At 47.3% G+C, this 12,676-nt stretch carries 8 protein-coding genes and 1 pseudogene; 3 read left to right on the top strand and 6 right to left on the bottom strand.

Features of this window, described 5'->3' with window-relative positions; translation table 11 throughout:
• Positions 1-43: 43 nt before the first annotated feature.
• Both FC47_RS04795 and scrK read right to left on the bottom strand, forming a co-directional pair.
• Positions 44-826 (bottom strand): ChbG/HpnK family deacetylase, encoded by a 783-nt coding sequence (locus FC47_RS04795; RefSeq protein ID WP_006499846.1) that lies wholly within the window; start codon positions 824-826, stop codon positions 44-46.
• 134 nt (positions 827-960) lie between these two features.
• Entirely contained in the window at positions 961-1,836 is an 876-nt protein-coding gene (gene scrK / locus FC47_RS04790) for a fructokinase ScrK (RefSeq protein ID WP_056968189.1), read from the bottom strand.
• Positions 1,837-2,051: 215 nt separating this feature from the next.
• Here scrK and FC47_RS04785 point away from each other — a divergent pair, with 215 nt between their 5' ends.
• Entirely contained in the window at positions 2,052-3,038 is a 987-nt protein-coding gene (locus FC47_RS04785) for a LacI family DNA-binding transcriptional regulator (RefSeq protein WP_033935429.1), read from the top strand.
• Positions 3,039-3,161: 123 nt separating this feature from the next.
• On the top strand, positions 3,162-4,676 hold the full coding sequence (locus tag FC47_RS04780; RefSeq protein ID WP_033935428.1) for a hypothetical protein: 1,515 nt from the start codon (positions 3,162-3,164) through the stop codon (positions 4,674-4,676).
• 57 nt (positions 4,677-4,733) lie between these two features.
• Here FC47_RS04780 and FC47_RS04775 read toward each other — a convergent pair whose 3' ends face one another.
• Entirely contained in the window at positions 4,734-5,180 is a 447-nt protein-coding gene (locus tag FC47_RS04775; protein ID WP_056968186.1) for a shikimate kinase, read from the bottom strand.
• 414 nt (positions 5,181-5,594) lie between these two features.
• Here FC47_RS04775 and FC47_RS04770 point away from each other — a divergent pair, with 414 nt between their 5' ends.
• The gene (locus FC47_RS04770) at positions 5,595-6,593 is read left to right on the top strand and encodes a D-2-hydroxyacid dehydrogenase (RefSeq protein WP_039945705.1); all 999 of its coding nucleotides are present in this window, start codon (positions 5,595-5,597) and stop codon (positions 6,591-6,593) included.
• Between the two features lie 534 nt (positions 6,594-7,127).
• Here the strand turns inward: FC47_RS04770 and icd are convergent.
• The 3 genes and pseudogenes from icd to FC47_RS04755 all read right to left on the bottom strand — a co-directional run bounded on the left by icd (position 7,128) and on the right by FC47_RS04755 (position 12,669).
• Positions 7,128-8,369: pseudogene (gene icd, locus FC47_RS04765) on the bottom strand (NADP-dependent isocitrate dehydrogenase).
• 490 nt (positions 8,370-8,859) lie between these two features.
• A complete protein-coding gene (locus tag FC47_RS04760; protein ID WP_006499853.1) occupies positions 8,860-9,771 on the bottom strand; it encodes an AEC family transporter in 912 nt (303 codons plus the stop codon).
• Between the two features lie 327 nt (positions 9,772-10,098).
• Positions 10,099-12,669: an ABC transporter permease gene (locus FC47_RS04755; RefSeq protein ID WP_056968207.1), complete on the bottom strand. Its 2,571-nt coding sequence runs from the start codon at positions 12,667-12,669 to the stop codon at positions 10,099-10,101.
• Positions 12,670-12,676: the final 7 nt, after the last annotated feature.

The following is a 12,676-nucleotide window of genomic DNA, read 5'->3' as shown; positions in this document are numbered from 1 at the left end:
TAACGACTTTTCGCTTTGCCTTCGCTTATCCCAAGTCTAGGCGTCATGCTTTGGCTGAGTCGACCAGCTCGGAATACCGAACCAGTTGAACATCGTGTCGCTCAATCATTTCTATCGCCTGGCCACTGGTTGCCATTTCAACATCCAGCGTTCTTGGGTAAACCAGATGTGAATGCTGCAGAATAAACTGATCCAAAAAACCAGGGTGCAAAATCAGTTCAGGGATCACATGTGGACGCTTATCAGCTGCCGAAAGCACGTGCGCCAGCGTTGCCACTGGATCATAGTCCAAACTGAAATCTTCCATAAACGGCGTCAGTTTCTGGCCTTGAAATTCAACCTCATGCTCAACGTCAAAGCTTAAATATGGAATCTGATGCTCACTGGCCACGTCACGCAGCGCTCGAATAAAATTAAGGCTTAGTACCGTGTGACCTGCCAGATAGTCCGGCTCACGCTTGGTCATTTCCACGAAACATTCGTATTGAGCCTCGACTTCTCTGACCGCGTCTTCGTAATCAACAATATCTTTTCCCTGTTCAAAAGCATCGTGATAGACCTGCGAACGCTTAAAGCTCCCATCTTCCTGCACCAGACTCGATACCAGTTTTGGATCGCTCAACGGTTTCCCCGCACAGATTACGACATGGAGGCCAACATCAGTGTCTGGTTCGTTTTTTAACAGCTCCCAGCCATGCTCGCTGAATGGCAGATTAACCATCAGCGAGACGTTATTAACGATGCCACGATGCGTTGCCTCATAGATTCCGTAGTTGACGGCACATGAGTATCCTAGATCGTCAGCACGAACAATTATCTTTTTCATTCAACGTTTCCTCCGTCCTTTAAACCTTTTCAACCTTTCTAATGAGTAATAATATCATTATTGGATTAGCGAAAAAACAAAAATACTCCAGCATTTCAATTTACTGGAGTATTTTTACGAAACATTTTGTTTATTTATTCAAGAATTGCCTTTAAGGCCAGCGCAAAGTTGCCGATCGTCGCTGAGCCATTGTTCTTCGCCAGCGGCATCGTGATGTAGTCCTTTAGATCCCCGACTTCAACATAATTGTCCAGCAGCTTGGCAAATTCATCCCGCACTTTTGCCAAAAACGGCTCACTGACTACGCCGCCGCCAAAAATGATCTTCCCTGGCCGCATCATCAAGGTCGTGTCGAGGGCAGCCTGCGCAACATAATAGGCCATAATATCCCAGACATGATCATCAAGCGGCACGTCTTGACCCTTCTTTCCCGTCCGTGCCTCAAAAGTCGGCCCGCTGACCAGACCTTCCAGACAGTCGCCATGAAACGGACAGATGCCTTGAAAATCAAGATCATCTGGATGCCGCTTTACGCGAATGTGTCCCATTTCCGGGTGTCCCAGATCGCCAAGAAAATGACCATCCACAACCGCGCCGCCACCAACACCGGTTCCAATCGTAAAGTAGACTAAAGAGCGCAGCCGCTGGTTGAACAGCGTTGATAAGACGTATTCGCCATATGCCGACCCGTTAACGTCAGTCGTCCAGGCAATCGGTACGTTAATGGCTTTTTTCAGTGTCCCGACAAAATCAGTATCAGCCCAGCCTGGTTTGGGCGTGTTGGTAATGTAGCCGTACTTTGGCGAGTTGCGCCGAATCTCGATTGGGCCAAACGAAGCAATCGAAATCGCCTGCAGATCGTTAAATTGCTTAAAGTAGTCAATGCATTTTTGCAAGGTTTCCGCGGGTGTCGTCGTTGGAAACTTGGTACTGTCCATGATGCGATAGTCTTCGTTCCCTACTGCACATACAAACTTTGTCCCACCGGCCTCAATGCTTCCTAACAACATAAATGTCACCTCTGAATCCTTATTTGAGCGTCATTTTAAAACGCTTTCATTTCTCTACAGCTATAATGTTAACGCTTACCAGTAGGACTGTCAACCGGTTGTCAGTAATTATTTCATCGGTCGACAGCAAATATCCGCTCCCGAATGGCTTTTATTCATGAAAACGTGTAACATGAAGATTAAGCAATTTTACGAATAATGGAGGAATGCCTAATATGGAAGCCAATCATCGGCCTAAATTAGAAGACGTAGCTGCCGCGGCCGGCGTTTCCAAGACCACTGTCTCGCGCGTCTTGAACCATCGCGGCTACCTAAGCGAAAAAACCATTGCCAAGGTCCAAAAAGCAATGCAGGAACTTGATTATCGCCCCAACATCATCGCTCGGCAGCTGTATAAGCAGCGGACGGATCTGGTCGGCATGATCTTTCCTACCGTTGATAATCCGTTTTTCAGTCAGCTGGAAGCCGAGATGGAACGTCAGCTTTATCGCAATGGCTATAAGGTTTTGATCGGCAACAGTCAAAACGATCCTGCCAAAGAAGAAAACTATCTCCAGCAGCTGTTAACGCACCAAGTCGATGGTTTGATCGTTGGAACTCAAAATCGTGGTCTGATCGGCTATCAGCATGCCAATCTGCCAGTCGTGGCCATTGATCAGGTTGTTGGTAAAAATATTCCGGTGGTTTCTTCAGACAACTACCAGGGTGGTCTGCTGGCAACCCAGCGCTTGTTGGATGACGGTTGTCGCCACATCATCCACACCAATGGCCCGCTTGGATTAGACACGCCAACGCAAAAACGGCGCGAGGCCTATGAGCATCTGATGACCAAAAACAATCTGCCGGCCATTACCTACCATTTGGACTTTAACATCAGTACCATTGATAAAGAGCGGGTTTTCCGCCGCATCTTTGAAGAACACCCCGAAGTCGATGGTATTTTTGCCGCTAACGATACGGATGCCAGCACGATCATCAATCTGGCCAGCGAATATGGCAAGCGAATCCCAGAAGACCTCAAGATTGTCGGCTATGACGGAAGCAACGTTACCCGCCTGCTTTTGCCGGGACTGACTACGATTCAGCAGCCCATTGATGAAATGGCTGATCTGGCAGTGCAGCTGCTGCAGGCACGCATCAACGGCCAAAATGTTAAATCCGTCGTTCTGCCCGTCACTATCTGGAATGGCAAGACGGCTTAGTTTTTTTGGTCATAACGGCAGCTGACCAGCTTCTTTAAAATAAAATGAGTAAATAATTAGACAAAATTGGTTTTTTCGTTATAATATCTCCGAACATCCATTTATCGATATGGGGGAAGCATTATGAGCAAGTTAAGTCAAATCATCGCCGAAAATGAGCTAAGCAGCCTATTGACAAAAAACTACATGGGACTAGAGCTTGAGGAACACCGCTTGCTAAAGGACGGTCGCATCAGCCGCTACCCATACCCAGCCGAATTTTTGTCACGCCGGCATAATCCGTATCTAAAAACCGATTTTGCCGACAACATGCTGGAGATTTCCGGTACGCCAACGCTGGGTACCGATGCCAATCTGGCCAATCTTGAAATGCTCCAACAGCTGGTGACCGATCATCTGCAGGCTGACGAGATCATCTGGCCGCTAAGCATCGCGCCTGCTTTTTCAAAAGATGATTTAGACTTTGCCGGTTCATTCAACACTCGCTTTTGGATGGCCGAATATCACGACTATCTGCAGCAAAAATATGGCACGGCTCGGGAGATCTTTACCGGCGTCCATGTCAACTACAGCATCAATCAAACCCTGGTGCAATCACTGTGGGACTTCGGTTTTAATGAGGACTTCGCCACGCTGGCCGACTTTAAGAATGCTTTAAACTTCAAGCTGGCCCAGAGTTTTGTATTGTGGCGCTGGCTGTTTACCTACTTTTTTGGGGCCAGTCCAATTGCCGGCAATCTGCCAAGCAATCTACCGCGTGATCTGCGTTTTCCGGTTCGCAGTCTTCGCAGCAGCTCATATGGCTATGCCAACCAAAAAGGCGAGGAGATTACCTATGACTCATTTGAAGAACAGCTTGCTCAGCTCAAGGAACGGATTGATCAGCATCAGTTCTTCTCGATGCACGAATTTTATGGTCCCGTTCGCTTAAAAGGTCGTGGCGACAGTCTGGCCGACCTGCAGAAAAACGGTACCGAACGGCTGGAATTTCGTTCGTTCGACCTGGATCCATTTGCGCCGGCACGGGTCAGCCCAGCCGCATTAAACTTCTTGGAATTATTCTTGATCAATGCTCTGCTGCAACCGCTTCCTGAAAAACCAGCGGAACAGCTAAAACTGGCTGTCCAACGCAATGAGCAGATTGCCCTGCAGCACCCGGCCGAAGTCTTTGCCTGGGTCAAGCCGCTTGCTGCCCCACTGATTAAACAGCTGCGCGCTACTGCTGCCCAGCTGGACTTGCCAGATAAATATGCCAAGAGCCTGGACCTGGCTGAACAGCGCTTGGAAAATCCCAAATTGACGCTGAGTGGCCAATTGCTCGATCACATCAGTCCTCAAGGCGATCTTTTGGAATTTGGGCTCACAACCGCTTTGGCAGATCGCAAGCGCATTGCTGAATATACCGAGCCATTAGCGGCGTTGAAAGGCAAATGCTCTGCCAGTCTGCAATCGCTCATTCGCCAAGCCGTGGAGCTGGGGATCAAGGTGCGGCTTGATCAGCGTCATTTGCATCTGCAGCTTAAAGAACATGAGGAGATTTTCCCAATCCACGTAACGTTTGACTACCAGATCGGGCCGCGCGAGTATCTGCTCTCGCTTTTTCCCGAAGTTTTAAAAATAAATAATGATCAACAATAACCAAAAAGACTGACCAGCATTTTGCCGATCAGTCTTTTTTGAAATCGAATTATCTGGCTAGGCAGCCTTTTGAGTACCCCAACAAGCAGCAACGCGTCGGGCGGCTTCTTTAGTTGAAAGCTCAGCCGCGTCAATCACGCGATCATGTCCAAAGCTTTCTTCCAGCATCGCCTCAAACGCTTTGTCCGCGGCTTTTTGATCTTTCAATACGACAACGAATGCTCCAGTTTCCTGCAGCATCTTCAGGTTTTCATAGCGAGTGAGAACATGGCTTGGCGCGGTTAAAACGACATTTCGTTCCGCCAGCTTGGCACCGAAAACGTCATGTTCGATTTGACGGAGGTTTTCTTCACCACGGCTCATCGTTAGTTCGTCCATCGTCTGCCCGCTTAGATTGACGATTTCCTGGTTCAGATCCGTAACGGGACGATGCAGAAACTCGCTAATCAGTCGGCTGACACCTGCTTGGTTATCTTCCATGAAATTTACAACGACTAAATCCATAATGAATGCCTCCATTCCTCTAATATTTTTCTAATTGAATTGCCATTATATTAATTTAGTCGCCTTAAAATGTCAATCATTTAAAACTAATATTTGTAAAATTAAACAAACAATAATTATTGAGCATCAGCCCTTGATCAACGATTAATAAAATTAAGCAGGGTGCTTTAGCCGACTCAAGCTGTTAATCCGCAATATGTTCCAGCCGATCGCTCGGACTTAATCTGCTTTGTTTTTTTCTTTGACAAATCGTTTATCAATTCGGCACACGACTTTAACATTAAAGATTATTAAGTAAAATCCCATTTGCAAATGTTTTCATCACATTTTTCAATTCGTTTTATTTATTCGATGCAACTCGTGATATGATAATATTAGTCGTTTTATAGATAAATTCAGGAGGGAATCGTTAAAATGAAAGTGCTAATGTATGGTACGCACCCATATGAAAAGCCCTACGCTGAAAAATGGGCCCAACAGACGCAAACCGAACTCAAGATGGTTGATGAGCCGCTCAATGACGAAACGGTTGATCTGGCAAAAGGCTTCGACGCCATCACGGTTCTGCAGACTGCTTCAATGGGCAGTACCGCGGTTTACGAAAAACTGGCCAGCTTCGGCATCAAGCAGATCAGCTGCCGCATGGTCGGCGTCGACATGGTGGATCTGGATGCCGCCAAGGCCAACCATCTGACCGTTACCAACGTTGCCAGCTATTCGCCACGTGCAATTGCCGAGATGGGAGTCGCCCAGGCAATGTATCTGCTGCGCCGCATTGGGATTTTTGATGCCCGCATGAATCAAAACCACGATTTCAGCTGGAACGAAACGCTCATCAGCAATGAAATCTACAACTGCACGGTCGGCTTGATTGGTGCCGGCCACATCGGTACGGCTACGGCGCAGATCTACAAAGCCTTAGGAGCCCGCGTTCTGGTCAATGACATCGCCTATGACCCTGCCCTGGAACCATTTGCCGAATACGTTGATCGGGAAACCATCTTCAAGGAAGCCGACATTATCTCCCTGCATACGCCACTATTGCCAAGCACGCGGGGTATGATTGGCGAAAAAGAACTAAAGAAGATGAAAAAGACTGCCTACCTGATCAACATGGCGCGGGGTGCTTTAATCGACACATCTGCTTTGATCAAGGCTCTAAAAGATGGCGAGATTGCCGGTGCCGGTCTGGATACGCTGGCTGACGAAACGACTTTCTTTGGTCAAACCAACGTGGCCGAAAAAGACGTTCCTGCCGACTACAAAGAGCTGGCAGCCATGCCAAACGTGGTCATTACTCCTCACGTCGCTTTCTTTACTCAGACCGCGGCTCGCAATATGGTGCAGATTGCCTCCAATGATGCCATTACAATTGCCAATGGCGGCCGCTCCCGCAACGAGATTCGCTACTAAAGGTCGTTAATTCAAAACGCTGCTTGTCAGAGACGTCTGGCAGGCAGCGTTTTATTATTGTAAATCGTCGGACGGCTACGTAAGAACTAGGCAGTGATTTAATCATTATGAAAACAAAAATGCCAGTGACTGAAAAGCCACTGGCGTTTTTTCGTACGCGATCTTAAAGATTATGCGCAGTTTTAATGAAGAATTAAAATCTGATAAGATGGACTCTTAATGCTTACAGGATTGCAGTTCTAAGCGAATCTTTTCCGTTAAGAATGCTTTGTTTCTTATCAACTTTTAATTTACGATTATTATAATAGTCCCTGTTCAAGATAATGTCAACCTTATTTTTTAAATTTGCGAATTTATTTTCAAATTTAAAATCAGTAAAATTATTACGTTATTTTTTAAATTTTTAAAAACATTTGATTTTAGCAAGAATAATCAACCTTAATCAAATCTAAATGTTCGGCTTTCGATTTACTGTTCGGTGTCTTGCTGACCGTCCCTTTCATCAAAAGCAACTTTTGCCAACTAGGCTTTTGATTAAGAATTGATGAGTTCAACCAAAAGCTGACCATACTGACTGGTGGAAAGCGCTGCAGGTGCCGGTACTAGATCCGATGTGGCCTTCTGCATGGCAATAGCCTGCGCGACCGCTTTTCTGATCATTTCGGCTGCTTTCCCCCATCCCAGATACTCCATCATCATGGCACCTGATAAGATCAGCGACGTTGGATTGGCGCAGTTTTTTCCGGCTAGCTGCGGTGCCGTACCATGTGTAGCCTCAAAAATCGCGCAGCCAGTCTGGAAGTTAATGTTGCTGCCCGGCGCAATTCCCAAGCCGCCCACTTGCGCCGCCAATGCATCAGATAGATAGTCGCCGTTGAGGTTCATCGTGGCAACAACATCAAAGTGCTCTGGAAATAACAATGCCTGCTGAAAGAAATTGTCGCAGATGATGTCATTGACGATCAGCATTCCTTGTGCCTGGGCTTGTTGGAGGACCTGTTGCGCCACCGCTTCTCCCTGCTCTTTTTTTATTTTCTCAAGTCGCGGCATCGGCAAGACTCGGTTGGCATATTTTTGCTCAATCAGCTGATATCCCCATTTTTTAAAGCCACCCTCTGTTTCTTTCATAATATTGCCTTTATGCACCAAGGTTAGATAATGACGATGATTTTTCAGCGCGTAGTCAACTGCTGATTAAATCAGCCGCTGTGAGCCTTCTTTTGAGATCGGCTTGATGCCAAACGCGGCCGTATCGGGAAAACGTACGCGCTGCAGCTGATCGGTTTCTTGCAGCCACTTTTTTAGAGACTGAGCGGCCTTGGAATCAGCTGATGCCTCAATCCCAGCGTAGATGTCTTCCGTATTTTCTCTAAACAGATCGATGCAAACGCGCTCCGGATGCCTAACTGGCGACGGCACCCCTGCAAAATAGCGAATTGGCCGCCAACAGGCATACAGATCAAGTGTTTGTCGCAGGGCAACGTTGATTGAGCGATGACCAGTACCAACCGGCGTCGTCATGGGGCCTTTAATTGCAACCAGATGCCGTTTTAATTCCATAATGGTTTGCTGCGGCAGCCATTCATCAACCAGCTCATGCGCTCGTTCGCCAGCTAAAAGCGGCAGCCAGTCAATCTTACGCCGTCCTTGATAGGCGCGTTTAACGGCTGCATCCAGCACTGGCTGCGTGGCCTGCCAAATTTCTGGACCAATTCCATCACCCTGCAGGTAGGGAATTTGCGGATTGTCAGGAACCTGCAGCTGCCCATTTTTCATTTCAATTAATTCACTCAAAGCAATCACTCCTTTTTGCTGATAAGCTATTTTATCAGAATCGGTCGTTAGCTATTTTAATTAAAATATACTGAGTTTCCATTCAAGCTTAACACAAAAAAGCACGCCGCTTCTTTGTGAAACAGGCGTGCTTAAGGTTAAGAGTATGGTACGTTTTGTCTAATTCTAGGAACTTTCTTGACTTGCCTCGGAAGCAGCAAAACGAGCAGATTTCAAATCGGTACCTTGCCAATTACAATCCAATTAAAGAGTCACCCCGACCCCTCAAGACGACTCAAAAATAGGCGAGGAATCACACGAAACGGATCTTAATTGACGCAATGGATCAATTTGAGGTGTTTTTCTGTTTCCATGGTTAAGACTAACGGATCATTGTAAAGAATTTATTGCAGCGCTGTTTCTCTATTGTAAATTTTTAAATTAATCATACTCAATTTGACTATTCGCTGATTTTAAAACGTCCAACCAAATGCTAGGCCAACGCCAGCACGAATGCCGACAGCGTAACCAAAGAAAATGCCGTACTCCAGAATTGAGTTGAGGCCAGCTCTTTTTCATTGACGCCAAAGCGGATGGCTAAAGTCGATGGCATCGTTGCTGTTGGGATCGCCAATGCAATCACGACCAGGCGTCTTAAAACGGCCGGCGTTCCCGCGATCCACATAATCAGCAAGACAATCAGCGGAAAGACGATATTTTTCAACAATACGGTTCCTAAAATCGTTTGATTGAACGATAGATGCCGCGTGCCTAAAACGATGCCAGCCGCAAAAATCGCGACCCCGCCTGCGCCTTTGCCAAGCAGATCAAACGTGCTGGTCAGCTGACTTGGCATCTGAGTTCCGCATAACGTCAAGAAGAATCCTAAAACAGCTGCGATCACCAACGGCTTTTTAAACGTAGCTGCCAGCCGTTTCCAGGGTGAGCGGTCACTGCTCAAGGCATCAAAGGCAATCGGCAGCATAATGATATTGACCGTCAATGAACAGATACCAATCGTAATCGCGCTGTTGCTGGTACTGAACAATAATGGCAAAACGGCCGAGCCAATAAATGGTACCGATGGATTGGCAACCGACATGGCTCTAAGCGTGGCCAGCTGCCTTGAATTATGCAGACCAAACCGATAGATCAGGATCATAATCAAATAGCAGCCAGTCATCGAAAGCATCAGCCAGCCCATCAGCGGCACGTTGGCAATCAAAATCTTGCGCGAGGTGCTCCATAGCCCGCCAAACACGTGCAGCGGCAGCATGAAGGTCAAAACCAGCTTAACGAATTTTTTGCTGTCCTGGTCATTAAAAATACCACGTCTGGCTGCCAGATAGCCCAGACCAATCGTAACGAAAATGGGAATCAAAGCAAAGATCAGCGTACTTAACATAATTATCAAACCCCCTCATCTTTAGTTGGTGCTGATAATCATAACGCAGATCAGCCGGTTTTTAATAATATTCTAAGAATTGCTTGATATCTTAATCAATAATGGTCTACACCATTAACTTTTATGTTTTTAGACCGCGCTGCTTTCTATAAATTAATCTGTAAAAGCATTTGCAAATTTAAAATTAGTATTTTGATAGGCCGTATTTACTTTAATAAGTGATTGACAGTTTGGCAATTCGTTTCAGCAGATAGTCGCCTATTTCCTGCTTTTCGCATTTTTCAATAAAAAAACAGCCCATAAAGAAACGGTTTTCGTTAATCACATCTAGTCAACTGAACTCAATGCGTCAAGCATGTCAACGCTTCTGATCTTGCGGTGCATGGCCATTGCCACCCCAGCTGTAATAACCGCCGGAATCAGTGCCGAAACGATAAAGTTGGTCAGCGTCATCGTTGGATCAAACATCGCGTTGGCAGGCGGCAGACTTAAGATGATAAAGCGATGCAGACCGATCCCGACCAGATAGCCCAGCAAGATGCCAATCACGGATAAAATGACCGTTTCGCGATAGATATAGAGTGTTACTTCTTGATCATAGAAGCCGAGCACCTTGATCGTGGACAGCTCGCGCATCCGTTCTTCAATATTGATATTGGACAGGTTGTAGATGACCACGAGTGCCAGCAGGGCTGCTAAACCGATCAAGATAATCATGACCCGGTTTAGACTGCCCATAATGTTGTCAATCGTCCGCTGATTATTAACGTTTTGATTGATTCCTTTCACGGCGCCGGTTGCCATTAGGCGTTGCGACTCCGGCTGCAGCTTAGCGCCTTTTTTAAGCGTTATTAATTGCGCATTGGTCTGGTATGACTGATGGAAAATCTTTTGGTATGCCTGTGGACTCATCAGGACATAGTGGCCGATATACATCTCCATGATACCGGCAACCTTCATCGTCCGCCATTTTCCACTCGCGTCCTTAAGCTTGATTGAGCTGCCCTTTTTGACGTTGAGCAGCCGCGCCAGCTTTTCGGAGATTATCACGCCATCTTGCGGCAGCTTAAGCGATTTTTTAGTCTGCCGGTTCTTGACCGCGAAATACTGCTTAAAGTTTTTTTCATTGTTCGGAACGATTAAAGAGATCGACTGTGTGGCATCATCATCACCGGCCTTCTTGGTCAGCTGCTCAAAATAGATACCGGTATGTCCCTTCACTGCTTTGCCGTTCAACTCATCTTTCAGTTGTCGCTGCTGTTTGGCAGAGCTGTTCGAATCTTGAACGGCGATCAGATCGTACTTGATGGTCCGGCTGTATTCAATGTTGCTGATGCCACTGAGCGAGTCGCGAATACCAAAGCCCATTACCAAAAGTCCCGTACAGCCCGCAACGCCAAAGATCGTCATCAGCGCCCGACTCTTATACCGAAAGAGATTGCGCATCGTTACCTTATAGTTGAAGCTGAGCCGATTCCACAGCCAATGCCAACGCTCCAATAAGATGCGTGATCCTCCCTTAGGCGGCTTAGGCAGCAGCAATGCGGCCGGTTTGGCTTGCAAGTCACGATGCAATGCCCACAGCGCGGCTCCCGTCGTACAGAGAATGGCAATCAGCCAGGTCGTTAAAAGCAGTGCCCAAGAGAAGTGGATCTGAAAGCCGCTGAGCGTAGAGTTGGCAGCATAGGCCTTAAAGATGATCTTTGGCAGTACCATAAAACCACCCCAAGCTCCCAGCGCCACCCCAGCTGAACTGGCCAGCAGACTAAACAGCGCAAACTTTTTGGCCACATCGGCATTTGAATATCCTAAGGCCTTGAGCGTGCCAATCTGGATCCGCTCTTCTTCCACAAACCGCGTCATCGTCGTCAGACTGACCAGGGCCGCGATTGCAAACAACAGCACCGGAAAGACGTTTGCCAGGATATCGACTCGTTCAGCGTTGGAACGGTAAATGGCATAGCCGGGATTTTCCGTTCGATCACTCAGCGTATAGGTTGGCGTGCCCAGCTGCTTGAGCTTGGCCTGCTGTTTTTTTAGAGCAGCAGCCTGCTGAATAAGAGCCGAATTGCCTGCTGCATTCGTCTGCTGAAATACAGCGGCCTGCTGCGTTGCCTGGGTAAGCTGCTGTTGAGCGGTCTTCAGCTGACGTTCCAGTTTTTGCTGCTTGGTTTTGCCATGCCAATTCAAGGCCTTCTTTAACTGCTGCTGCTGTTTTTCAACATAATTGGTATAGCGCGAGGAATAGGGATTCATTTTCGCCGTCTGGTTATACGTGACCCGTGCGATTGCATAGGCAGTACCGGTCTTGAAAGCTGATTTTTTAACGACGGCCACCCCGCTCAATTGGCCGGTACCTACCGTTGTCTGACCAATGTCGCTGCGATCCAGATACTCGCTGGAACGCGCAAAGCCGACGATCTTAAACTGACGATGCTTCAACGAGCCTGCTTGCTTGAGCGTGATCCACTGGCCAATATGATACTTGCCCTTCAGCAGGTAGCTGACGGCAATCTCATCATCATGATGCGGCAGATGTCCACTGACCGTCTGCCAGCTTGAGACGCCATTAGTTTGGGAAAAGATTCGCAGCGCTCGGTTCGTCTGATCAATCGTACTGTCCTGCAGATAGCCAAAATCAACCTGCTTGACGCTCTTTTGCTGTCGAATAATCTGACGGTCGCGGCTGTCCAGGCCATAGTTCGACGTAATCGTAGTATCGGCCAGATGATGCTGGGCAAAAAAGCTGGTTGCCGTCTGCCGCATATCCGGTCCCGTAATTTTTAAACCAATCAAGGCAAACGCGCTTACGGCCATTAAGAGAAAGATCGCGATAAATCGGCCCAGCGAGTGCGTAATGGCTTGCCAGGCATCTTTCCATAGTATTCGCTTGCTCAAGATGCTC

The sequence above is a fragment of the Limosilactobacillus mucosae DSM 13345 genome (genome assembly GCF_001436025.1).
Taxonomy (GTDB): domain Bacteria; phylum Bacillota; class Bacilli; order Lactobacillales; family Lactobacillaceae; genus Limosilactobacillus; species Limosilactobacillus mucosae.
The sequence above is the reverse complement of the archived record's forward strand: the minus strand, read 5'-3'. Positions and strand labels throughout refer to the sequence as shown.

Coding starts and splice junctions, on each gene's coding strand:
- FC47_RS04760 (WP_006499853.1), bottom strand. CDS start 9,771: ATGTTAAGTACGCTGATCTTTGCTTTGATTCCCATTTTCGTTACGATT.
- FC47_RS04775 (WP_056968186.1), bottom strand. CDS start 5,180: ATGGATTTAGTCGTTGTAAATTTCATGGAAGATAACCAAGCAGGTGTC.
- FC47_RS04770 (WP_039945705.1), top strand. CDS start 5,595: ATGAAAGTGCTAATGTATGGTACGCACCCATATGAAAAGCCCTACGCT.
- scrK (WP_056968189.1), bottom strand. CDS start 1,836: ATGTTGTTAGGAAGCATTGAGGCCGGTGGGACAAAGTTTGTATGTGCA.
- FC47_RS04780 (WP_033935428.1), top strand. CDS start 3,162: ATGAGCAAGTTAAGTCAAATCATCGCCGAAAATGAGCTAAGCAGCCTA.
- FC47_RS04795 (WP_006499846.1), bottom strand. CDS start 826: ATGAAAAAGATAATTGTTCGTGCTGACGATCTAGGATACTCATGTGCC.
- FC47_RS04785 (WP_033935429.1), top strand. CDS start 2,052: ATGGAAGCCAATCATCGGCCTAAATTAGAAGACGTAGCTGCCGCGGCC.